This is a genomic window from Jejubacter calystegiae (assembly GCF_005671395.1).
In the GTDB taxonomy this organism is placed as follows: Bacteria; Pseudomonadota; Gammaproteobacteria; order Enterobacterales; family Enterobacteriaceae; genus Jejubacter; species Jejubacter calystegiae.
The window spans coordinates 759,939-782,013 of record NZ_CP040428.1; the positions used below are offsets into that span (position 1 = coordinate 759,939).

Here is a 22,075-nt window from a genome sequence, read left to right on the forward strand (position 1 = left end):
CTCAACACTCAAGGTAGTTTGGCAACCGAATAAATCAGCGTCGGGGCGCGAAAACCGCCGCAGACGCCATCGTCGCTACCAACGCAAGGGAAAGCGCCGGACTACCTGTCCCGGAATCGGTACACCTTGTATGATAATTCCCTGCCGCCGTCAAATTCCTGAGGCACATCTGCCGTAAAAATAGCATATCGCGCCATTCGTGCACGGATGAATCGCATTCTACCGGCCCGTTATCTCAATAAGTTATCCCTCTTTAAGCAGATGCGGTGTGATAAACACCACCAGTTCGCGCCGCTCTTTGCTACGCCCATCATGGCTGAACAGGTGCCCCAGAACGGGAATCGCCCCCAGTAGCGGTACGCTGTCTTTATCGCTCTGGCGCCGCTGCTGAAAAATACCGCCCAGCGCAATGGTTTCCCCTTCCCGCAGCTCTATCTGGGTTTCGATTTCCTGTTTATCGATGATGAGCGTTTCGCCATCAGCCTGTTTAAGTTTCTGGCCAGGCATGTTCTGACTGATTCTCAGCTTCAACCGAACCCGACTGTGGGGCAGGATAGTGGGCGTCACCTCCATGCCCAACACTGCTTCCCGAAACTCAATCCTGCCACTGCCCTTCTCAGTACCGGCGACCTGATAGGGGATCTCGCTGCCCTGTTTAATGCTGGCAGGCTGCTGGTGCGCCGCCAGCAGCCGCGGGCTGGCGATAAACGCCAGTTGGTGTTTCTGCTCCAGCGCCGACAGTTCTATTTCCAGCAGGCGCCCATTGATACGACCCACACTAAACCCGATACGGCTGCTGGCTGCCGCCACAGACAAATCAGCGCTCAATGAACTTCGACCCTCCGCACGGGCAGCGCGGGACCATTTGATGCCCAGCTCCCGCAGGCTGCTTTGGGTCATAGAGACGATATGCGCAATCAGTTCGACCTGCCCCATCGGACGATCCATCTCGGTGACCCACGAGCGAATACGCGGTAGCGCAGCGCGGATATCATCCACCAGCAGCCGGTTGGTTCGGGCATCTACGGTAATAGTTCCGCGAGCGCTTAATACATGCTCCCCGGATTCCCGTAACGCCGCAGCCAGCTCGCCCGCGCTGGCGTGGCTCAGGGGGAAGATCTCTCGCAGTAGCGGTCGCCTGTCCCGTGGCGTATTACGGGCAGCTTCCTGTTGTTCGGTACCCGGCGTTTTTCGTCCCGCAGGCCAGACGCTCACCAGATTGCCTTTACGCTCCCAGGCCAGCCCCGCAGCCTGGGTCACCGCGCCGAACGCCTGCTTCCAGGACAGGGCCGTCAGATGTAAAGAGAGCTCGCCTTCCACGCCTGGGGCCACCACCAGGCTGACCTCCTGGCTTTCCGCCAGCGCCTGTAGCACCTGCACTACCGGCGCCTCATCCGCACTGAGTGAAACTTCATCAGGGACTGCCGCCAGCCCCGTGACGGCCCAGAGAAATCCGAACAGCATCAGGCTCCTTCCTGCCATAGCCTCCTCCTTGCGGCTCGCGTTCCAGCACAATGGCCGGGCAGCGCGCCTGTGATTTCAGATAAACCCGACGTTCCACAATCTCCGTCACTTGCCAATCTGGCCAGGGAGTTTCGCCGTGATACAGGCGACGCCAGCCTTCCGGCACGGCGACAATCGCGACCGCACGCCCCCCATTGCCCTGCACCGTCGCATGCAAGCGCCAGGTGTGAAAAGGGACGGCGCAGGGATCCGGCAACGCCTGAAAAGGGTCGCGTAGCGTAGCCTGAAGCGGTACGTTCAATACCAGCAGAACCATCCATCGCCAGCGCTTCATTGTTCTGCCTCCAGCCGTAAGGTCAGGTTAAGCGCCGGGGCGCCAGGCTCCAGTTGAAATCCGCGCAGTACAACATCGCTTTCCGCCAGTAACCGAAAAAGCCGTGGCAAAGTCGGCCAATCCACCGAGAGGATCAGCACGCCCTCATCCGCCTGCCACGACGTTATTTGCCCGCCGCTGGCCCGGGCCAGCCTCAGGGCAGAAAAAGGACGCACTGGCGGCAGCAACGTCGCAGTGGTTTCCTGCTCCTGCAACCACATCTGACGTAGCCTGATACGCTGCTGCACCCACTCCCGATCGGCCTCACGCAACTGCACCGCCGGGCCTGATGGTAGCGCCGTCATCCCGACCATCACCAGTCCCCATATAAAACCGCAGATCGCACGACGCCTGCGCGGCCCCAGTAACCAGTCGTCAAGGCGCGGCGGCATCATGACCTAACCCAAATTGCCAGGTGAACTGCCATTCACGGGGCCCTTTGTGTACCAGCGCCCCGGCGCGGGCATGGCGAAAATCTGAATGTTGACCGATCGCCTGCTCCAGAGCGCTTAGCGCATCGGAAGTGCGCGCCAAACCGGAGATGCGCCATCGACTTGCATCCCCTTCCAGCCGGGTAAGCCAGACGTCGTCAGGCAACAATCCCGACAGAGACAGCATGGCATCACGCCATGCCAGAACCTGCGCGCGCCTGGCATGCCGGCGCTGATTTTCCTGCTGTTGCGCCTCACGCTGACGCTGCCGAATATCGGCCTGTTCCAGCGCCTGCGTCAGCCATTCACGGTGTTGCCGATCGCTTTCGACCAACAGCATCTGGCGCCGGGAGTCCAGAGAGCCGAGCGCAATGCGATACCCGTGAACGGCCAGCATCGCCATCAGGCTCCCGGACATCACCGCCCCCCAGAAGCGCAAGCGCTGCTGCGCCAGACTGCGGCGCCAGGGAAGCAAATTAATAAGCCTCATTGCGGTAGCCTCGCCAGCGCCAGTCCCAGCGCGATCGCATAGCATTCCCCCTGTTCCGGCAGCGGCGGTTGCAGACGAGACAGGACCCGCCAGGGATCAAATTCACGCACCTCATCGTTTGTCAGCTCGCCAGGCGAACAGCAGATCAGATGCCGGGCCGTCACCGACAGACGCTGGCACAGCGTCACGCAGTCGGGAACCTCCTGACAGGGAAGCGATCCCCAGCGGGCATGGCGAACCCATAGCCACTCCGTCGCCGTTCTGCAGACCAGGCAGGCATCATCGCTATCGTGAATAAAAGGCAAAAAGCTGAACAATGCGCAGGCTTCCGGCGCTATCGCCGTGAGCCTCAACCGGGCCTGGCGCATGCTTGCGACCAGCCGATCCACATCGCTGGCGCGGGCCGCGGTGACCGCAAAACGCGGCTCACCGGGAACGGGGCGGAAATCCAGACACAGCGTCTGTTCCGCCATCTGGAGCTGACGCCCGGTCGCACTGGCCACATAGTGGCTATACTGAAGTTCGCTCAACTCCGGTGGGGGCGCCGGGATCTCCCGTTGCAGCGTGCGGCGGGTGGGAAAGCCCAGACACAGGCAATAGCCCAACGGAAGCTGCCGGTGCCAGCCATTAAGTGCGACGCTCAGCTTTTCCCCTTCATTTTCCCCGTCGACAGGCAGCCGCCACCAGCGCTGTAAGCACCACGCGCCGCGCCGCCGTGAGACCGCCACCGCCCTGATGACATCTTCCTGAATATCCACACCAATTCGCCAGTTACCGAACGCCATAAATGCTCCTCCCTGATGTCTGTTCTGAAATATGGCGACACCCCCACTAATTCGGGCGACGGAGACAGTCCGAATGACGACGGGTGTATCAAAGCGCCTGGCTTGCCTTTATACTACCGCGCGTTTGTTTATAAACTGCCCGGTCCAAACGAAATGGGAAATTCCGAGTGAAGTTCGTAAAGTATTTATTCATCCTTGCAGTGTGTTGCATCCTGCTGGGAGCGGGCTCGATATATGGTTTATATAAATATGTTGAGCCTCAGTTGCCGGATGTGGCCACGCTGAAAGAGGTACGGCTCCAGATCCCCATGCAGGTCTATAGCGCCGACGGTGAACTGATGGCGCAGTACGGCGAAAAGCGTCGTATCCCCCTGAAGTTAAACCAGATCCCTCCCCAAATGGTGAAGGCGTTTATCGCGACCGAAGACAGCCGCTTCTTTGAGCATCACGGTGTAGATCCCATTGGTATCTTCCGCGCCGGTAGCGTCGCTATGTTCTCCGGCCATGCCTCTCAGGGCGCCAGTACCATTACCCAGCAGTTAGCGCGTAACTTCTTCCTTAGCCCGGAACGTACCCTGATCCGTAAGATCAAAGAGGTCTTTCTGGCGATTCGCATTGAGCAGTTGCTGAGCAAGGATGAGATCCTGGAGCTTTACCTGAATAAGATTTACCTCGGCTACCGCGCCTATGGCGTGGGCGCAGCCGCACAGGTTTATTTTGGTAAATCGGTGGATCAGCTCACGCTGAGCGAAATGGCGATGATCGCGGGTCTTCCCAAAGCGCCTTCCACCTTCAACCCGCTCTACTCGCTGGAGCGCGCCACCGCACGTCGTAACGTGGTGCTATCGCGGATGGAGCATGAAGGCTATATCACCGCCCAGCAGTATGCTCAGGCGAGCAGAGAGCCGATTGACGCTAACTATCACGCGCCGAAAATCGCCTTTTCCGCCCCCTGGCTGACGGAGATGGTGCGCCAGGAGATGGTGAAGCGCTACGGTGAGGACGCCTATAACGACGGTTATCGGGTCTATACCACTGTTAATCGCCAGGTCCAGCAGGCGGCTGAAAAAGCGCTGCGTGATAACGTGATCGCTTACGATATGCGCCACGGCTATCGCGGCCCATCGAATCAGTTGTGGAAAGTCGGTGAGACGCCCTGGCCCCAGAAAAAAATCATCAGCGAACTGAAAAAGTTACCCACCTACGGTCCCCTGGTGCCGGCAGTGGTGACCTCCAGCTCTCCTATAGAGGCCGTGGCACAAATCGCTGACGGTAGCGCCGTGTCCCTGAAGATGGAAGGCATGCGCTGGGCCCGCCCCTGGCGTTCTGATACTCAGCAGGGCCCGACACCCCGTAAGGTGACCGATGTGGTCCAGACCGGGCAGCAGATTTGGGTGCGTAAGGTCGATGACAACTGGTGGCTGGCTCAGGTACCGGAAGTGAATTCATCCATCGTCTCCCTGAATCCGAAAGATGGCGCGGTACGGGCGTTGGTTGGCGGTTTTGACTTCAGCCAGAGCATGTTTAACCGCGCCACTCAGGCGCTGCGTCAGGTCGGCTCCAACATTAAGCCGTTCCTGTATACCGCAGCGATGGACAAAGGCTTTACCCTGGCCAGCATCATCAACGACGTACCGATTTCACGCTGGGATGCCGGGTCCGGCACCGACTGGCGACCGAAAAACTCACCACCTCAGTATGCCGGCCCTATTCGCCTGCGCCAGGGACTGGGTCAGTCGAAGAACGTAGTGATGGTGCGTGCCATGCGCGCTATGGGCGTCGACTACGCCGCCGAATATCTGCAGCGCTTTGGCTTCCCGGCGCAGAACATCGTACGTACCGAGTCACTGGCGCTGGGTTCCGCCTCTTTCACGCCGCTCCAGGTTGCCCGAGGCTATGCGGTCATGGCTAATGGCGGTTTTCTGGTGGATCCTTACTTCATCACCCGCATCGTTAATGCTCAGGGCGAAACCCAGTTTGAGGCCAGACCGAAAATCGCCTGCCCTGAATGTAATCTGCCGGTGATTTACGGCGATACCCAGAAATCCAACGTGATGGAAAATCAGGACGTGGAGAATGTGACGACCTCTCAGCAGCAGCGCAATATGGGTCTTCCCCAGCCGCAGCTTGAGCAGGCGAATCAGGATCTGGTTTCCCGTAGTACGGCGCCAGAGTATGCGCCGCACGTGATCAACACGCCGCTGACCTTCCTGATTAAGAGCGCGCTGAACACCAATATCTATGGCGAACCCGGCTGGATGGGTACCGGCTGGCGTGCGGCCCGTGACCTGAAGCGTCACGATATTGGCGGTAAGACCGGAACCACCAACAGCTCGAAAGATGCCTGGTTCTCTGGTTACGGTCCGGGCGTGGTGACATCGGTGTGGATCGGCTTTGACGATCATCGCCGTAATCTGGGGCGTACCACCGCATCTGGCGCCATTAAGGATCAGGTTTCCGGCTACGAAGGCGGCGCGAAAACCGCGCAACCCGCCTGGGATGCCTTTATGAAGGTGATTCTGGAAGGGGTTCCTGAAGAACCGCTAACGCCGCCGCCAGGCGTGGTCACCATCAAGATCGACCGGGCGACCGGGCAGCTCTCTAACGGCGGAAACAGCCGCGATGAGTACTTCATTGAGGGAACCCAGCCCACGCACCATGCGGTGCGCGATGTCGGTACCACCATTATCGATAATGGCGAAACCCAGGAACTGTTCTGATTAACAAAAAACGCCCGTAACGGGCGTTTTTTTATGGTGCATTGAAAAAAATCAGCCAGTCACCGCCGGCGGCAGACGCCCCTGGGCTATCAGCCACTCCCGCAGCAGGAACAGCGCGCTGATATTGCGCGCTTCACTGAAGTCGGGTTCGTTCAGCAGATCCATCATTCTGGCAAGCGGCCAACGCACCAGCGGCAGCGGCTCTGGCTCATCGCCTTCCAGCTTTTCAGGATAGAGCGATTCAGCCACCAGAATATTCATTTTGCTGGAGAAATAAGAAGGTGCCATCCCTACCTGTTTCAGGAAAGTCAGCTCGCGCGCGCCGAAGCCGATTTCCTCTTTCAGTTCCCGGTTCGCCGACTGCTCTACCGTTTCTCCGGGATCCATCAACCCTTTGGGGAAACCCAGTTCGTAACTTTCAGTGCCCACGGTATATTCGCGAATCAGCAGCAGGTGGTCATCGAGAAGCGGCGCAATCATCACCGCTTCGCGATCGGTAGGACGCATGCGTTCATAAACACGACATTCACCATTGCTGAAAGTCAGATCTACTGCTTCAATAGTAAACAGTCGGGAACGTGCGACCGTTTCGACATGTTGAATTTTCGGTTTTTGCAGATTACTCATCTCGACCGCTTTAGCAGGTACATTTCGGGCATTGTGCGACATGGCGCACGGTTTCGGCAATGTCAATTGCCTCTTATTTACATTTCTGAAACTTTCATATCACCAACCACGTATCACACTCCCCTGTCAAGTTATTGTTCCTGAAATGAGAATTTGCCGATGTAACCATCGAAGCGGCTCTGCTACCATTGCTCTACCGCTGGTATGCCTGAAAAATAATTCCTGTCACGCGTCATACCTGCCAATGATTATCTGTTTTCCAACGCGCTGGAAGGGTCACTGTTTGCTGCGCTTAGAGAAGAATATTGACGGTTTGACGGAAAAAGCATGAGCACTGTATCTTTTTTCATCGCAGCCATGCTGGCCTGTCTGGCAGTAGCCGGGTGGAGGTTCTGGCGTAGTCCGCGCTTCCAGTTGCGCAGGGAGCTGCACGCCTTCACCGGCACTACCACCCGTAAGCTGACGGGCGACGAACGTTCGGCGATTGAGAACTACCTGTCGTCGCTGTCACGCACGCGCCAGGAGATTACCCCAACCGGGGCCAGCACCACATCTGCCACTCTGGCGCTTAACGCCCTGAGCGACGAAGTGCTGTGCCTGACGCGATCCATTACCCGCTACGGTCTGTCTACGGACGATCCCAACAAGTGGCGCTATTACCTCGACGCGGTTGAAGTCCATCTGCCCCCGTTCTGGGAGCAGTACATCACCGACGATAACAGCGTGGAGCTAATCCGTACCGACTCAATGCCGCTGGTGATTGCGCTTAACGGCCACAGCCTTCTGGAATATCAGCAGGAAGCCGATGCCTTCCCCGCCACGCAGCCCAATAACCGTCAGGCATCTATCCGCGGCGAAGAGAGCGAACAGATTGAACTGCTCAATATCCGCCAGGAGAGCCCGGAAGAGTATGCCCTGAGCCGCCCGGATGGCATGCGCGAAGCCTTTCTGGTCGTCGCTTCGCTGCTGCTAATGTTCCTGTGTCTGGTGACGCCGGGCGTCATTATTCCCTGGCTGTTAGGGGGAGCGTTGCTGCTGTTGGGGGCCGGTATGTGGGGGCTGTTTGCCCGCCCGGCTAAAAACACCTTGCGTGAGATCCACTGCTTGCGCGGTACGCCAAAGCGCTGGGGGCTGTTTGGCGAAGCCGATCGGGACCACATCAACAATATCTCGCTGGGCATCATCGATCTGATCTATCCTCCCCACTGGCAGCCGTGGATTACTCAGGATCTGGGGCAAAAGACCGATATTGATATCTATCTCGACAGGCATGTGGTGCGTCAGGGGCGCTTCCTGTCGCTGCATGACGAGGTGAAGAACTTTCCGCTACAGCACTGGAAACGTAATCTGACCATCGCCTGCGGCTCCCTGTTAGTGCTGGTGATGCTGACCATCTGGGTACCGCTGGAAATGCCGCTGAAGCTGACCGTCTCCTGGTTAAAAGGCGCCCAGACCGTTGAAGCTACCAGCCTGGAGGCCCTGGCGAAAGCGGGCGTCAGAGTCGGTGACACACTGCGCGTTAAGGGCTCCGGTATGTGCAACATTCATACGCCAGGCGCCTATCCGTCACGTCAGAGCTCCCCCTTTATGCCGTTCGACTGCTCGCGTATTGTCTGGAACAACGCCCGCCCACTGCCCGTGCCTGACTCCCCTATCGTCGAAAAAGCAACGGCGCTAAGCGATGCCGTGCACGCTCAGCTCCATCCGGAAACCCGGGAAGACAGAAAGGTAAACCCGCAGTTGGCCTCCGCCATTCAAAAGTCGGGTCTGGTGCTATTGGATGATTTCGCCGATATCGTGCTGAAAACCCAGGCGCTGTGCACCGGGGAAGATGAGTGTACCCGCCTGAAGAATGCGCTGGTTAACCTGGGGAACTCCCGTGACTGGGCATCCCTGACCCGACGCGCCGACACCGGCAAGCTGGACGGGGTTAACATCACGCTACGCCCGGTTAGCGCGGAGTCGCTGGATAATCTGGTCACCACCTCGACCGCGCCGTTCTTTATGCGTGAAACGACCCGTGCCGCCCAGTCGCTCAACAGCCCGGCGCCGGGTGGCTTTATGATTATCAGCGATGAAGGTACCGATCTGGTGGATCAGCCCTTCCCACCAATGGGGCTCTATGATTACCCGGCTCGCGATCAGTGGCCGGAGTTCCGCCGCCTGGCCAACATGCTGATGCACACCCAGTTCAGCGCCGAAGGGATCGTCACTGGCATTCGTACCGACGCCAACGGTACCCGCCATATCACGCTGCACAGCATTCCGGATAGTCTGGGCCAGTGGCGTTTCGTGGGCACCACACTGCTGCTGCTGGGCCTGATTGTCAGCCTGCTCGCCAACTGCTGGCTCGCCGTACGCCGCTATCGCCGCAACCGCCACCGCCTGCAATCCATCCAGCAGTATTACGAGAGTTGCTTTAACCCGGTACTGCTGCCGGGGCCGGATATTCAACCGCGCTTCTGAGTCCCACCCGGCGACGGGTTATGCTAACCTGTCGCCCATCCCTTTCCCGCGCGCTGAATGGAGCCCGTTATCGCTATTTCGCTCCCCTGGCAGGAGATCGACACAATCCTGCTCGATATGGATGGCACCCTGCTGGATTTGGCCTTCGATCGCCACTTCTGGCTGACCCTGGTGCCCGAAACCCTGAGCCGGACCCGCGGTATTTCACTACCGCAGGCCAGAGCGCTGATAGACCAGGAGTATCAGGCGGTGCAGCATACGCTAAACTGGTACTGTCTGGATTACTGGAGCGAGCGGCTGAGTCTGGATATCCGCGGCATGACCAGCGAGATGGGACCGAACGCCGCACTGCGCAAAGATACCGTCCCTTTCCTGAACTGGCTGCAGCGTCAGGGGAAACGCCGGATCCTGCTGACGAACGCACATCCGCACAATCTGGCGGTGAAGTTACAGCATACAGGGCTGGGACAGCACCTTGATTTATTACTTTCCACCCACACATTTGGATATCCGAAAGAGGATCGTCGGCTCTGGCAGGCCGTTGTCGAACATACCGGTCTTGATATCCAAAAGACACTGTTTATCGACGACGGCGAACCCATCCTGGATGCCGCCGCCCGCTTTGGTATTCGCTTCTGTCTGGGCGTTGGCAATCCGGATTCCGGCATGGCGGAAAAACGTTACGTTCGCCATCCGGCGCTGAATGACTATCGCCATCTGATTCCACAGCCATCGGAGTCGTCATGAAAGAGAAACAGACTGAAGAGGTTCGCCTCGACAAATGGCTCTGGGCGGCCCGCTTTTATAAAACCCGCGCCCTCGCCCGCGAGATGATAGAAGGCGGGAAAGTGCACTATAACGGGCAGCGCAGCAAGCCCGGGAAGATTGTGGAACTGAATGCACGGCTGACGCTACGTCAGGGCAATGATGAACGCGAAGTGCTGATCAAAGGTATCAGCAGCCGACGCGGCCCGGCGAGCGTTGCGGTGCAGCTCTATGAGGAGACGGCAGAAAGCCAGAGCAAGCGGGAAAAAATGGCGCTGGCGCGCAAGATGAACGCCCTGTCGATGCCGCATCCGGATCGCCGCCCGGACAAAAAAGAGCGCCGCGACCTGATGAAATTTAAATATGGCGATGCTGACTGAGCGTCGCCCGGAGAGAGAAGTTATGTCCCAACACGACCAATTACACCGCTATCTGTTCCAGAACTATGCCGTACGCGGCGAACTGGTGACGGTTTCTGAAACCTGGCAGCAGATCCTGGAAAACCACGACTATCCCCAGCCGGTGAAGAATATTCTTGGCGAACTGCTGGTGGCCACCAGCCTGTTGACCGCCACCCTGAAGTTCACCGGCGATATCACCGTGCAGCTTCAGGGCGATGGCCCGATGAATCTGGCGGTGATCAACGGTGACAACCAGCAGCAGATGCGCGGCGTGGCACGGGTACAGGGTGAGATCCCGGAAGATGCTACGCTGAAGACCCTGGTGGGTAATGGCTATCTGGTCATTACTATTACGCCGAGCGACGGCGAGCGATATCAGGGCGTGGTCGGTCTGGAAGGCGATACCCTGGCGGCCTGCCTGGAAGATTACTTCCAGCGCTCAGAGCAGCTGCAGACCCGTCTGTTTATCTGCACCGGCGAAGCTGAAGGCAAACCGGCCGCGGGCGGTATGCTGCTGCAGGTCCTGCCGGCGCAGGAGTCTCAGGCCGACGATTTCAATCACCTGGCGACCCTGACCGAAACCATTCGCGCTGACGAGCTGCTGACCCTGCCGGCTCAGGAAGTGCTGTGGCGCCTCTATCATGAGGAAGAGGTAGAGCTCTACGACCCGCAATCGGTGACCTTTAAGTGCACCTGCTCACGCGAACGCTGCGCGGACGCGTTGAAAACCCTGCCTGACGATGAGCTTAAAGGCATCCTCGAAGAAGACGGTGAAATCGATATGCACTGCGACTACTGCGGTAGCCACTACATCTTTACGCCGGAGCAGATCGTCACGCTGCGTGCTGAAGAGAGCAGCTCCGGGCATCAGTTGCATTAATCCCCTCTCGTTAATTCTCCCTCTCCCTTCAGGGAGAGGGCTGGGGTGAGGGTATCCGGCATGCGCTCACGTATAACAATGCCCTGATATCAGGCGTCGTTTCATACATTTTCCTGAGAAAGCGCTTACACTCACAAACCGCCTCCAAACTGCACATTTTTTTAACATATTCGGAATATTTTCACCGACACCACGTAAAATGCTGGCATACTCTCGAGCAACTGTGACGGGCCTCACAGCGTTTGCCCCGACGCTGGTTTGTGCAAATTCACAAATCTATGATTCCGGTCGCGGTTAACAACCTCGAAACACCCCTACAATCTCAGGCAGTATAAGTTAGCTAAGGAGTAGTGAAATGGGCGCTAATGGCATGACCCCACAGGATCTCGCTCAATACGGTATTGTTGATGTCACCGAGATCGTCCATAACCCCGATTACGATACCCTCTATAAAGAAGAGCTCGACCCGAGCCTGGAGGGCTTTGAGCGTGGCACCCTGACCAACTCTGGCGCCGTCGCTGTCGATACCGGCATCTTTACCGGTCGTTCTCCGAAAGATAAGTACATCGTCCGCGACGACACCACCCGCGATACTCTGTGGTGGAACGATAACGCGAAAAGCAAAAACGATAATAAACCACTCAGTCAGGAAACCTGGCAGCACCTGAAAGGGCTGGTCACCAGCGAACTTTCCGGCAAGCGATTGTTCGTGGTGGACGCTTACTGCGGCGCCAACCCCGACACCCGCCTTTCCGTACGCTTTATTACCGAGGTCGCCTGGCAGGCGCACTTCGTGAAGAACATGTTTATTCGCCCGAGCGACGAAGAGCTGGCGAGCTTTACGCCGGACTTTATCGTGATGAACGGCGCGAAGTGCACTAATCCGCAGTGGCAGGAGCAGGGGCTGAACTCGGAAAACTTTGTCGCCTTTAACCTGACCGAACGCATGCAGTTGATCGGCGGCACCTGGTATGGCGGCGAAATGAAGAAAGGGATGTTCGCCATCATGAACTACCTGCTGCCGCTGCGTGGCATCGCTTCAATGCACTGTTCCGCCAACGTGGGCGAAAAAGGCGACGTGGCGGTCTTCTTCGGCCTTTCCGGCACCGGCAAAACCACCCTGTCCACCGATCCTAAACGCCGCCTGATCGGCGATGACGAACACGGCTGGGACGACGACGGCGTCTTTAACTTTGAAGGCGGCTGCTACGCCAAGACCATCCGTCTGTCGGAAGAGGCCGAGCCGGATATCTGGCGCGCGATCCGCCGCGATGCCCTGCTGGAAAACGTGACCGTACGTGACGACAGCTCCATCGACTTTGACGATGCTTCGAAAACCGAAAACACCCGCGTTTCCTATCCGATCTACCATATCGACAATATCGTTAAGCCAGTGTCGAAAGCGGGCCATGCCACTAAGGTTATCTTCCTGACTGCCGACGCCTTCGGCGTGCTGCCGCCGGTTTCGCGCCTGACCGCCAGCCAGACCCAGTACCACTTCCTGTCCGGCTTTACCGCCAAACTGGCCGGTACCGAGCGCGGCGTGACCGAACCAACGCCGACCTTCTCCGCCTGCTTCGGTGCCGCCTTCCTGACCCTGCACCCGACCCAGTACTCCGAAGTGCTGGTGAAGCGAATGCAGGAAGCTGGCGCTCAGGCCTATCTGGTGAATACCGGCTGGAACGGTACCGGCAAGCGTATCTCCATCAAGGATACCCGCGCCATTATCGATGCCATCCTTAATGGCTCACTGGACGATGCCGAAACCTTTACCCTGCCGCTGTTCAATCTGGCTATCCCCACTTCGCTGCCTGGCGTGAATCCGGAGATTCTCGATCCGCGCAACACCTGGAGCTCACGGGAAGCCTGGCAGGAGAAAGCGACCCAGCTGGCACAGCTGTTTATCGCTAACTTCGATAAATATACCGATACCCCCGCAGGCGCCGAACTGGTTAGCGCCGGTCCGCAGCTTTAACTGCCTCTGGGTAAAAAAAATGGTCGCCCGGGCGACCATTTTTTATGGGCGAAGTATCACTCCCCTTTCGGATGTGACGAGTGCCCACCCGCCAGCGGCATCGGCAGCCAGGCACGAATGCGCAGACCGCCCCGCTCGCTGGTGCCAATATCCAGAGTACCGTTATGGTTGTTCACGATACGCTGGACGATGGCCAGCCCCAACCCGGTGCCGCTGGTGCTGCGCGCGCTATCGCCGCGCACAAACGGCTGTAGCAACTGATTAAGCTGTTCCGGCTTAATCCCCGGGCCGTCGTCTTCCACCTGGAACCAGGCACGGTTCAGTTCAGTACCGCTGGCTACCCGAATCCAGCCGTTGCCATAGCGGGCGGCGTTCACCACCATATTGGCTGCGGCGCGCTTGATCGACAGCGGATGGATATGCAGCGGAATCTCGCCGGGCTTCAGATCGGTTTCAATCTCGCGCTCATAGCCGCTCTCTGAAGCGACCACCTCACCCAGCACCGCGTTCAGATCGGCATCTTCCAGCGACACCTCCTGTCCGGTCCGCAGGAAGTCGATAAACTGCTCGATGATGGCGTTACACTCTTCGATATCTTTATTGATCGATTCCGCCAGGTAGCCATCCTGCTCGCCCATCATCTCCGTCGCCAGGCGAATACGGGTTAGAGGCGTTCGCAGGTCGTGACTGACCCCGGCCATCAACAGGGTACGGTCATCCGCCAGCTGTTTCACCCCGGCCGCCATATGGTTAAAGGCCCGGGTTACGGAACGCACCTCAGAAGCGCCGTATTCCCGCAGCGGCGGCGGAATAATCCCCCGCCCTACCTGCATGGCGGCGTGTTCCAGCTCCACTAATGGTCGGTTCTGAATACGGATAAACAGCCAGGCGCCGCCAATGGCCAGCAGCATAATCGCCAGGGTATAGCGGAACAGCGGCGAAAAATCGCCCTGATGGATCTCGGTCAGCGGCACCCGAACCCAGATATTGGGCGACAGCCAGGTTTTAAGCCACACCACCGGCGAGCTCTTATTGACCTCGACCCGGACCTCGGTAGGTCCCCCCAACTGCTGCGCCATCTGCTGACTCAGAAACTCATAGTGTTGCGCCCAGCGCAGTCCCGCCTCCTCGGCCGCCTCGTTAGAGTAGAGCGAGATCCCAAGCTCCCGGTAAATCTCACGCCGGAAGGCCGGCGGTACCACCAGTTGGGTTCCATCTTCCAGCTGCAGCTTATCGGTCATCAGCATACGCACTTCGTAGGCGAGGACTTTATTGAACTGCTGCAAACTGGGAAGAATGGCAAAGTTCAGCACCACCAGATAGGTCGTCACCAGGCTGACGAACAGCAGAGTGACGATCAGAAGCAGGGTGCGGGCAAATGAACTTCGTGGCGAGAAGCGCAGTCGCTTCATGCTTTAGAGCCGTCCGGTACAAAGACGTAGCCCAGGCCCCAAACGGTCTGGATATAACGCGGATGCGCCGGGTCCTCTTCCACCATGCGGCGCAGGCGGGAGATCTGTACGTCGATGGAGCGCTCCATGGCGCTGTATTCGCGACCACGGGCCAGGTTCATCAGCTTATCGCGGGACAGCGGCTCACGCGGATGACTGACCAGCGCTTTCAGTACCGCGAATTCACCGCTGGTCAGCGGCATCGGCTCATCTTCGCGGAACATTTCGCGGGTGCCCAGATTGAGCCGGAACTTACCAAAAGCGATAACCGCTTCTTCCTGGGAAGGGGCTCCCGGCAGCTCATTGGCCTGGCGACGCAGCACCGCACGGATACGGGCCAGCAGCTCACGGGGGTTAAAGGGTTTGGGAATATAGTCGTCGGCGCCAATCTCCAGCCCGACAATACGGTCGACCTCTTCACCCTTGGCGGTAACCATAATGATCGGCATCGGGTTGCTCTGGCTACGCAGTCGGCGGCAAATGGACAGGCCATCTTCGCCAGGCAGCATCAGATCCAGCACCATCAGGTGGAATGATTCACGGGTCAGCAGACGGTCCATCTGCTCGGCGTTAGCCACGCTACGAACCTGGAAGCCTTGCTCAGTCAGATAGCGCTCCAGCAGAGCTCGCAAACGCATATCGTCATCCACAACCAGAATCTTATAATTCTCTTGCATTGTTAAACTCCCAAAGGCTCTCTGTAGCAGAGTATTCTAAAAAAGCAGGCGCCCACCACCAGTTAAAACTGGTATATATTCCAGGCAAAATTGTTACAAAGCATATTTAACAGCAGGTTATGCTACCGATCCATCTCTATTTCCGGTGTGACCTCATAAAAATTGTAGTTAAAAAAACGGGCGGGGTTTCCCCCGCCCGCGCATACGCCAGAATCTTTTTACCCCGCGACGCTGTGGCGCCGCTGGCTCAGACCGTAAATCAGCACCACGGCGAAACAGATCAACGGCAGCCCGTAGGAGAGCGCGGTGCTGCTGCTGTCGGCAATCGCCCCCATACACCAGGGCATCACCGCCCCGCCCACGATCGCCATCACCATAAATGAACTGGCGCGGCGGGTGTGGCCGCCCATGTTTTTCACCCCCAGTGCGAAAATGGTGGGGAACATAGTGGACATAAAAAAGAACACGGCGATCAGCGCCACCACAGAAACGCCGCCGTCGATGCCCATCATCACTACGCCACACAGCGCCATATTCACCAGGGCGTAGGTCGCCAGCAGCGTGGCGGGTTTAATTCGCCCCATCAGCCAGGTACTGAAGAAGCGCCCGACCATAAAGCTAATCATCGCCACAGACAGCAGATAAGAGGCCTGGCGGCTGGTGACCCCCTGCCAGTGCTCGGTGGCATAGTTGATAAAGAAGGCCCCCACACCCACCTGAGCCGCCACATAGAAGAACTGCGCCACCACGCCACCGGCAAAATGGCGATGCGACCACAGCCCGCGCGAGCTGTCATTCGCCTCACGCGCATCGCGGATATCCGGAAGCGAGGTGCGCCGAAACAGCAGCGCAATCCCCAGCACCACCACGGCAATCCCGACATAGGTCAGTTTTACCGCTCCCTGCTCATCCCCGACGCTCTGGGTGCCGGAAAAAAACAGCGAGCCGCCGATCACCGGGCCAATAAACTGCCCCAGACCGTTAAAGGATTGCGCCAGGTTCAGACGCCGTTCGGCTCCGGAGGGATCGCCCAGTACCGTGGCATAGGGGTTGGCGGCCGTCTCCAGGCAGCCCAGGCCGCTGGCGATAACAAACAACGCGAACAGGAACATCCCGAAGTTGCCTACGGAGGCGGCGGGCACAAACAGCAGCGCGCCCAGGGCGTACAGGCAAAGCCCCGCCAGAATACCGGCCTTATAGCCGCGTTTGTCCATAAAGTAGCCCGCTGGCAGCGCCACCAGGAAGTAAGCCCCAAAATAAGCGGCCTGTAACAGCCCGGACTGGGCCTTAGTGACATGCAGCGTTTCCTGGAAGTGTTTGTTCAGGACATCTAACAGGCCGTAGGAGAGACCCCACATAAAGAACAGGCTGGTGACCAGCATAAAGGCCCAGCGCATACCGGTGGTCGCGCGCGTCGGCGCGCCTGCGGCCGACGTTTTCTCGTTTACCAGCATGATTATATCCTCACAAGACGTACAGAGTGGTATTGCCCCGACACGCCCGAACGGCAGCCTGCCGTTACTCGGGGGATTGATCCTGCAACGAAAATATCCTCGTCATCGCCGTCCACTTTTCCCCTTCCGGGGTCCAGGGGGTCGGCACCTGGTAGCGCCACATCAACGACTCCCAGCGCTGAATCACCGGGTGATCCAGGCTCTGCCGCGCAAAACGCCGTTCATCAAAGTCCGCGTCCACCGCCATAATCATGAACAGCCGGGTGCCCAGCCGGTAAATCTCCATCTGCGCGACCCCCTGCTCACGCAGGTGTGCCGCCACTTCAGGCCAGATTTGCCGGTGGTACTCCTCGTACTCCGCAATCAACGCCGGGGAATCCACCAGATCGAGCGCCAGGCAGTAGCGCCTGCGCCCCCCGTTCACGTTATCGCCCTGTCGAGATGCAGATAGCCGCCATCGACCGACAACCACTGACCGGTGGTGTGCGATGCACGCGCCGACAGCAGAAACACCGCGGTACTGGCGATCTCCTCCGGCGTGGTCATCCGCTGCCCCAGAGGAATATGGGCGCTGATGGCCGCCAGTTGACGCTGCGGTTCTTCAAAGGTTTCGATCCAGCGTTGGTACTGCGGCGTCATCACCTCTGCCGGAACTACGGCGTTCACCCGCACCCCGCTGTGTCGCAGGGAGACGGCCCACTCCCGGGTCAGCGCCAGGATTGCCCCTTTGGCGGCGGTGTAACCGCTGGTTCCCCCCTGACCGCTCAGGGCGGTTTTTGAGGCGATATTCACAATGGCGCCCCGGGCCCGCTCCAGCGCCGACTGACACAGATGCGCCATCTGGTAGTAGTGCACCAGGTTCTTCTCCAGAGAGCCGATAAAAGCGGTGCGCCCGGCCTCCAGCCCGACACCGTCATTCACTCCGGCGTTATTCACCAGTCCATCGATACGCCCGAAGCGCGTCAGAGTTTGGGTCACAGCGCTGTCGCACGCGGCTTCCTGACACAGATCGGCCAGAATAAACAGACTGTCGGGCTGATGCCGGGTCAGTTGCGCCATAAATTGCGCGTCCGGTTCGACATTACTGACAATGACCGGAATCGCCCCTTCCTGCGCCAGCAGTTGCGCGATCGCGCCGCCAATGCCGGAACCGCCGCCAGTGACGATAACGACCTTATCTTCCAGAAACAGATCCATACTCAGACCTCCGTCAGTCGGTAAACCCGTGCGGCGTTATTGCCTGCGATATCCGCCTGCTCTGCCGGACTCAGCTTACTCAGTGCCCGTTCGCTTAACGCAACCACTTGTCCATATTCCGCCGCCGGCAGGCAGACCGGCCAGTCGGAACCAAACAGCAAACGCTGCGGCCCGAATGCCTCCAGCGCCGCATCGATAAAGGGCCGTAGCTCTTCAGCCTTCCACTGCCCGCCGGGCGCCTCGGTAACCAACCCGGAAAGCTTGCACATCACATGGGACTGCGCTGCCAGAGGGGCGATTTGCTGAGCCCAGCGCCGTGCCCCGGCGGTAATATCCGGCTTGCCGCAATGGTCCAGCACCAGCCAGTGGCGGTCATGACGACGGGCAAAACGGGTGACGTCCTCCAGATGACGCCAGGTCACCAGCAGCTCCCAGACGTAGCCAGCGCGCTGTACCTGTTCAACGCCCGCATTCACCGCGCTGTCATCCAGCCAGGCGGCGGGATCGGGTTCGTCCTGCGCCTGATGACGCACGCCGCACAGCAGCGGTTCATGGGACCACTGCGCCAGCTTATCGCCAAGACTCGTCGCCCTGACATCCAGCCAGCCCACCACGCCGCGCAAGCCAGGAAGCGTTCGCACCTGCTCCACCAGCCACGCATTTTCTTGCTCGCTGTGGCGGGCCTGCACCGTAATGGCGCCGTCGCAGCCGTGCTGCTCCAGCAGCGGTTGCAACTGCTGCGGGCCAAAATCACGCTGTAGCACCGCCATTTGCGAGTTTATCCACGGGAAATCCTGGGGCCGGTAGCGCCAGAAGTGCTGATGGGCGTCGATGCGCGGCATCAGGCATTCCCTTCGCGAAAGCGGTAACGCTCGATAGATTCCGGATACATTTCAATGGAGTAGCCCGGCGCGGTTGGTGCCATATAGGCTGCGCCTTTGATGACGCACGGATCGACAAAGTGCTCATGCAGATGATCCACATACTCAATCACCCGTCCTTCACGGCTGCCCGAAATGCACAGGTAATCGATCATCGACAGGTGCTGGACGTATTCGCACAGGCCAACGCCCCCGGCATGAGGACAGACCGGTAGCTGATACTTCGCCGCCATCAGCATCACCGCCAGCGCTTCGTTAACACCGCCCAGGCGACAGGCGTCTATCTGCACCACATCTACGGCGTCGCGCATAATAAACTGCTTAAACAGAATCCGGTTCTGGCACATCTCGCCGGTGGCGACCTTCACCGGCGCCACCCCTTCCCGGATGCGGCGATGCCCTTCCACATCGTCCGGGCTGGTGGGTTCTTCGATAAACCAGGGCTCGGCAAAGGCCAACTGGCGTACCCATTCGATAGCTTCATCGACCTCCCAGACCTGGTTGGCGTCGATCATCAGATGCCGGTCCGGCCCCAGCACTTCCCGGGCGATGCGTACCCGGCGGATATCGTCTTCCAGGTCGCGCCCGACCTTCAGTTTGATATGGGAAAATCCGGCGTCCACCGCCTGCTGACACAGGCGTCGCAGTTTATCGTCCGGATAACCGAGCCAACCGGCAGAGGTGGTGTAGCAGGGATAGCCTTCCGCCAGCAGGGTTTCCAGCCGCCGGGCCTTGCCCTCTGCCCGTTCAGTCAGCAGCGTTTCCGCCTCCTGTGGCGTGATGCAATCAGTCAGGTAGCGGAAGTCGATGCAGCGCACCAGCTCCTGGGGCGACATCTCTGCCACCAGTCGCCACAGCGGCTTACCTTCAGCCTTTGCCCACAGATCCCAGACTGCATTGACCACCGCGCCGGTGGCCAGATGAATAGCGCCCTTATCCGGGCCAATCCAGCGTAGCTGGCTGTCGCCGGTAAAGCGTCGCCAGAAGGCTCCCATATCGGCGGCGATGGTTTGCAGACTTTCACCGACAATCAGCGGCGCCAGGGCACGGATAGCCGTACAGCAGATCTCATTGCCGCGACCGATGGTGAAAGTCAGGCCGTGCCCGCTCAGTTGTGGATCGTCGGTCTCCAGAACCACATAGGCGGCGGAATAGTCGGGATCCGGGTTCATGGCATCCGAGCCGTCCAGGTGTTGGGAGGTGGGAAAGCGAATATCCTCCACGCGCAGGCCAACGATCGTCGTCATGATCAGGCCCCCCGGGTTTGCTGACGCTGTTCGCCCAGTCCCTCAATCCCCAGACGCATGGTCTGACCGGGACGCAGGTACACCGGATGCGGTTTCTGGCCCATTCCCACGCCCGGCGGCGTGCCGGTAGAAATCACATCCCCGGGTTGCAGGCTCATAAAACGGCTCAGGTAGCTGACTATCTGCGGCACGTTAAAGATCATGGTGCTGGTGCTGCCGTTCTGATAGCGCTTGCCGTCCACCTCCAGCCACATCTTCAGGTTATGAGGAGCCGGCACCTCATCGGTTGTGACCAGCCACGGGCCAATGGGGCCGAAAGTGTCGCAGCCCTTGCCTTTATCCCAGGTGCCGCCGCGCTCGATCTGGTATTCGCGCTCGGAGACATCGTTCACCACGCAGTACCCCGCCACGTAATCCATCGCCTCCTGTTCGCTGATGTAGCTGGCGGCACGGCCGATCACCACCCCAAGCTCCACTTCCCAGTCGGTCTTCTCTGAACCGCGTGGGATCAGCACATTGTCATAAGGGCCCACCACCGCGCTGGTCCACTTGTTAAATACCACTGGCTCCTTCGGAATCTCAGCGCCGGTCTCCGCCGCATGGTCGGCGTAGTTCAGGCCGATACAGATAAATTTGCCGATATTGCCCACACAGGCACCGATGCGCGGCTGTCCCGGCACGTGAGGCAGCGCCTCGATATCCAAACTCTTCAGATGGTCCAGGCTTTTTGCCGATAGCGCAGGACCTGCCACATCCGGGATATACCCGGAAAGATCGCGAATCAGCCCCGCTTTATCCAGTACCCCCGGACGCTCCTGGCCCGGCTCTCCATAACGCAGTAATTTCATGTGGTTCCCCAATTTTTGAAGGTAAACAGGCGTCAGTTGCTCCAGCCGCCGTCAATAATCTGTGTGGTGCCGGTGGTATAGCCGCTTGCGTCAGAGGCCAGATAGAGCGCCAGTTGCGCAATTTCTTCAGACTTACCGATGCGGCCAATGGGCTGGCGGGCCACAAAGGCCTGGTACACTTCCTCCACGCTTTTGCCCTGGGCCTGAGCCTGGCTGGCAATGCGATCGCGTAGCGATGGCGACTCCACGGTGCCCGGACAAATGGCGTTACAGCGAACTCCCCGGGTGATGTAGTCCGCCGCCACCGAACGGGTCAGACCGATGACCGCCGCTTTACTGGCGCCATAGGCAAAACGGTTAGCCACCCCTTTGATGCTGGAGGCCACCGATGACATATTGATAATGGAGCCGCCGCCGCGCTCGAGCATGGCGGGCAGAAAGGCGCGAATGGTGTGGAACATCGCCGTCACGTTAAGATCCATGGCGAAACGCCACTCCTCTTCGCGACACTCAAGAATCGAGCCGTTGTGCACCACTCCGGCGCAGTTGAACAGTACATCCACTGGCCCCAGCCTTTGAGCTGCCGCCGCGACCGCAGCACCGTCAGTCACATCCAGGGTAACGGCCTGAATACCGGCGATCGCCTCCAGAGACGCGGGATTCAGATCGCAACCAATCACTTCGGCACCGGCCTCCACGAATAGTCTGGCGGTGCTATAGCCAATCCCCTGTCCGGCGCCGGTTATCAGCGCTCGCTTACCTGCTAAATCCATAGTGACTCCTTCGCTACTTCGGTCTAATGGTCAGGCCTTTAGCCGCCGACGGCACCATGACAAAACCGGAGTAACGGGTTATTGTGTGTACAGTTATGGGTTATTCAGATCTCAAAACAGCGTTTCGGATTAACTATTTTTTTACACCCAGATAACGATTACTCAAGTTT

21 protein-coding genes are annotated in these 22,075 nt (G+C 58.8%); 6 read left to right on the forward strand and 15 right to left on the reverse strand.

Annotated elements, in window-relative coordinates:
• Positions 1 to 243: 243 nt before the first annotated feature.
• From FEM41_RS03610 to FEM41_RS25030, 5 genes are all read right to left on the reverse strand, one after another.
• Positions 244 to 1,464 carry a secretin N-terminal domain-containing protein gene (locus FEM41_RS03610; protein WP_138099098.1) on the reverse strand — a complete coding sequence of 407 codons (1,221 nt, stop codon included), beginning with the start codon at positions 1,462 to 1,464 and terminating at the stop codon, positions 244 to 246.
• The gene (locus FEM41_RS03615; protein ID WP_138094524.1) at positions 1,415 to 1,798 is read right to left on the reverse strand and encodes a DNA utilization family protein; all 384 of its coding nucleotides are present in this window, start codon (positions 1,796 to 1,798) and stop codon (positions 1,415 to 1,417) included. Before FEM41_RS03615 ends, FEM41_RS03610 begins: the two co-directional genes overlap by 50 nt.
• Positions 1,795 to 2,232, reverse strand: coding sequence for a HofO family protein (locus tag FEM41_RS03620; RefSeq protein ID WP_138094526.1), 438 nt, complete (start codon positions 2,230 to 2,232; stop codon positions 1,795 to 1,797). Before FEM41_RS03620 ends, FEM41_RS03615 begins: the two co-directional genes overlap by 4 nt.
• Positions 2,213 to 2,608 carry a PilN domain-containing protein gene (locus tag FEM41_RS03625; RefSeq protein ID WP_421805395.1) on the reverse strand — a complete coding sequence of 132 codons (396 nt, stop codon included), beginning with the start codon at positions 2,606 to 2,608 and terminating at the stop codon, positions 2,213 to 2,215. The genes FEM41_RS03620 and FEM41_RS03625 overlap by 20 nt, the downstream gene beginning before the upstream one ends.
• A 146-nt stretch (positions 2,609 to 2,754) precedes the next feature.
• Entirely contained in the window at positions 2,755 to 3,543 is a 789-nt protein-coding gene (locus tag FEM41_RS25030) for a type IV pilus biogenesis protein PilM (RefSeq protein ID WP_138094530.1), read from the reverse strand.
• Between the two features lie 167 nt (positions 3,544 to 3,710).
• Here FEM41_RS25030 and mrcA point away from each other — a divergent pair, with 167 nt between their 5' ends.
• Positions 3,711 to 6,263, forward strand: coding sequence for a peptidoglycan glycosyltransferase/peptidoglycan DD-transpeptidase MrcA (gene mrcA, locus FEM41_RS03635; RefSeq protein ID WP_138094532.1), 2,553 nt, complete (start codon positions 3,711 to 3,713; stop codon positions 6,261 to 6,263).
• Between the two features lie 51 nt (positions 6,264 to 6,314).
• On the opposite strand, the gene nudE is transcribed toward mrcA, so the two are convergent.
• Positions 6,315 to 6,890 carry an ADP compounds hydrolase NudE gene (gene nudE, locus FEM41_RS03640; protein ID WP_138094534.1) on the reverse strand — a complete coding sequence of 192 codons (576 nt, stop codon included), beginning with the start codon at positions 6,888 to 6,890 and terminating at the stop codon, positions 6,315 to 6,317.
• Positions 6,891 to 7,217: 327 nt separating this feature from the next.
• Between nudE and FEM41_RS03645 the strand changes: the two genes are divergently transcribed.
• The 5 genes from FEM41_RS03645 (at position 7,218) to pckA (ending at position 13,377) form a co-directional block, all read left to right on the forward strand.
• On the forward strand, positions 7,218 to 9,356 hold the full coding sequence (locus FEM41_RS03645; protein WP_138094536.1) for an intracellular growth attenuator family protein: 2,139 nt from the start codon (positions 7,218 to 7,220) through the stop codon (positions 9,354 to 9,356).
• 57 nt (positions 9,357 to 9,413) lie between these two features.
• Positions 9,414 to 10,103 (forward strand): GMP/IMP nucleotidase, encoded by a 690-nt coding sequence (yrfG, locus tag FEM41_RS03650; protein WP_421804914.1) that lies wholly within the window; start codon positions 9,414 to 9,416, stop codon positions 10,101 to 10,103.
• Positions 10,100 to 10,501 carry a ribosome-associated heat shock protein Hsp15 gene (gene hslR / locus FEM41_RS03655; protein ID WP_138094538.1) on the forward strand — a complete coding sequence of 134 codons (402 nt, stop codon included), beginning with the start codon at positions 10,100 to 10,102 and terminating at the stop codon, positions 10,499 to 10,501. Before yrfG ends, hslR begins: the two co-directional genes overlap by 4 nt.
• A 22-nt stretch (positions 10,502 to 10,523) precedes the next feature.
• Positions 10,524 to 11,402, forward strand: a complete 879-nt coding sequence (hslO, locus tag FEM41_RS03660) for an Hsp33 family molecular chaperone HslO (protein WP_138094540.1) — start codon at positions 10,524 to 10,526, stop codon at positions 11,400 to 11,402.
• A 355-nt stretch (positions 11,403 to 11,757) separates the two neighbouring features.
• Positions 11,758 to 13,377, forward strand: coding sequence for a phosphoenolpyruvate carboxykinase (ATP) (gene pckA / locus FEM41_RS03665; RefSeq protein ID WP_138094542.1), 1,620 nt, complete (start codon positions 11,758 to 11,760; stop codon positions 13,375 to 13,377).
• A gap of 56 nt (positions 13,378 to 13,433) precedes the next feature.
• Here pckA and envZ read toward each other — a convergent pair whose 3' ends face one another.
• The 9 genes from envZ to FEM41_RS03710 form a co-directional block, all read right to left on the reverse strand.
• Positions 13,434 to 14,789, reverse strand: coding sequence for a two-component system sensor histidine kinase EnvZ (gene envZ, locus FEM41_RS03670; protein WP_138094544.1), 1,356 nt, complete (start codon positions 14,787 to 14,789; stop codon positions 13,434 to 13,436).
• The gene (ompR, locus tag FEM41_RS03675; protein ID WP_138094546.1) at positions 14,786 to 15,505 is read right to left on the reverse strand and encodes an osmolarity response regulator transcription factor OmpR; all 720 of its coding nucleotides are present in this window, start codon (positions 15,503 to 15,505) and stop codon (positions 14,786 to 14,788) included. The genes envZ and ompR overlap by 4 nt, the downstream gene beginning before the upstream one ends.
• Positions 15,506 to 15,723: 218 nt before the next feature.
• A complete protein-coding gene (locus FEM41_RS03680; RefSeq protein ID WP_138094547.1) occupies positions 15,724 to 16,959 on the reverse strand; it encodes a sugar MFS transporter in 1,236 nt (411 codons plus the stop codon).
• Positions 16,960 to 17,023: 64 nt separating this feature from the next.
• A complete protein-coding gene (locus FEM41_RS03685) occupies positions 17,024 to 17,383 on the reverse strand; it encodes an L-rhamnose mutarotase (protein ID WP_138094549.1) in 360 nt (119 codons plus the stop codon).
• The gene (locus FEM41_RS03690) at positions 17,380 to 18,156 is read right to left on the reverse strand and encodes an L-fucose dehydrogenase (RefSeq protein ID WP_138094551.1); all 777 of its coding nucleotides are present in this window, start codon (positions 18,154 to 18,156) and stop codon (positions 17,380 to 17,382) included. The genes FEM41_RS03685 and FEM41_RS03690 overlap by 4 nt, the downstream gene beginning before the upstream one ends.
• Before the next feature lie 2 nt (positions 18,157 to 18,158).
• On the reverse strand, positions 18,159 to 18,998 hold the full coding sequence (locus FEM41_RS03695; protein ID WP_138094553.1) for an amidohydrolase family protein: 840 nt from the start codon (positions 18,996 to 18,998) through the stop codon (positions 18,159 to 18,161).
• Positions 18,998 to 20,284: an L-fuconate dehydratase gene (locus FEM41_RS03700; RefSeq protein WP_138094555.1), complete on the reverse strand. Its 1,287-nt coding sequence runs from the start codon at positions 20,282 to 20,284 to the stop codon at positions 18,998 to 19,000. The genes FEM41_RS03695 and FEM41_RS03700 overlap by 1 nt, the downstream gene beginning before the upstream one ends.
• A 2-nt stretch (positions 20,285 to 20,286) precedes the next feature.
• A complete protein-coding gene (locus FEM41_RS03705; RefSeq protein ID WP_138094557.1) occupies positions 20,287 to 21,132 on the reverse strand; it encodes a fumarylacetoacetate hydrolase family protein in 846 nt (281 codons plus the stop codon).
• Between the two features lie 32 nt (positions 21,133 to 21,164).
• Complete coding sequence (locus FEM41_RS03710) at positions 21,165 to 21,905, reverse strand: SDR family oxidoreductase (protein ID WP_138094559.1); 741 nt, start codon at positions 21,903 to 21,905, stop codon at positions 21,165 to 21,167.
• Positions 21,906 to 22,075 lie beyond the last annotated feature (170 nt).

Coding starts and splice junctions, on each gene's coding strand:
- hslO (WP_138094540.1), top strand. CDS start 10,524: ATGTCCCAACACGACCAATTACACCGCTATCTGTTCCAGAACTATGCC.
- ompR (WP_138094546.1), bottom strand. CDS start 15,505: ATGCAAGAGAATTATAAGATTCTGGTTGTGGATGACGATATGCGTTTG.
- FEM41_RS25030 (WP_138094530.1), bottom strand. CDS start 3,543: ATGGCGTTCGGTAACTGGCGAATTGGTGTGGATATTCAGGAAGATGTC.
- FEM41_RS03695 (WP_138094553.1), bottom strand. CDS start 18,998: ATGCCGCGCATCGACGCCCATCAGCACTTCTGGCGCTACCGGCCCCAG.
- FEM41_RS03700 (WP_138094555.1), bottom strand. CDS start 20,284: ATGACGACGATCGTTGGCCTGCGCGTGGAGGATATTCGCTTTCCCACC.
- envZ (WP_138094544.1), bottom strand. CDS start 14,789: ATGAAGCGACTGCGCTTCTCGCCACGAAGTTCATTTGCCCGCACCCTG.
- hslR (WP_138094538.1), top strand. CDS start 10,100: ATGAAAGAGAAACAGACTGAAGAGGTTCGCCTCGACAAATGGCTCTGG.
- FEM41_RS03690 (WP_138094551.1), bottom strand. CDS start 18,156: ATGGATCTGTTTCTGGAAGATAAGGTCGTTATCGTCACTGGCGGCGGT.
- nudE (WP_138094534.1), bottom strand. CDS start 6,890: ATGAGTAATCTGCAAAAACCGAAAATTCAACATGTCGAAACGGTCGCA.
- FEM41_RS03710 (WP_138094559.1), bottom strand. CDS start 21,905: ATGGATTTAGCAGGTAAGCGAGCGCTGATAACCGGCGCCGGACAGGGG.
- FEM41_RS03625 (WP_421805395.1), bottom strand. CDS start 2,608: ATGCTGTTGGTCGAAAGCGATCGGCAACACCGTGAATGGCTGACGCAG.
- FEM41_RS03610 (WP_138099098.1), bottom strand. CDS start 1,464: ATGCTGTTCGGATTTCTCTGGGCCGTCACGGGGCTGGCGGCAGTCCCT.
- yrfG (WP_421804914.1), top strand. CDS start 9,414: ATGGAGCCCGTTATCGCTATTTCGCTCCCCTGGCAGGAGATCGACACA.
- FEM41_RS03645 (WP_138094536.1), top strand. CDS start 7,218: ATGAGCACTGTATCTTTTTTCATCGCAGCCATGCTGGCCTGTCTGGCA.
- FEM41_RS03615 (WP_138094524.1), bottom strand. CDS start 1,798: ATGAAGCGCTGGCGATGGATGGTTCTGCTGGTATTGAACGTACCGCTT.
- FEM41_RS03680 (WP_138094547.1), bottom strand. CDS start 16,959: ATGCTGGTAAACGAGAAAACGTCGGCCGCAGGCGCGCCGACGCGCGCG.
- FEM41_RS03620 (WP_138094526.1), bottom strand. CDS start 2,232: ATGATGCCGCCGCGCCTTGACGACTGGTTACTGGGGCCGCGCAGGCGT.
- pckA (WP_138094542.1), top strand. CDS start 11,758: ATGGGCGCTAATGGCATGACCCCACAGGATCTCGCTCAATACGGTATT.
- FEM41_RS03705 (WP_138094557.1), bottom strand. CDS start 21,132: ATGAAATTACTGCGTTATGGAGAGCCGGGCCAGGAGCGTCCGGGGGTA.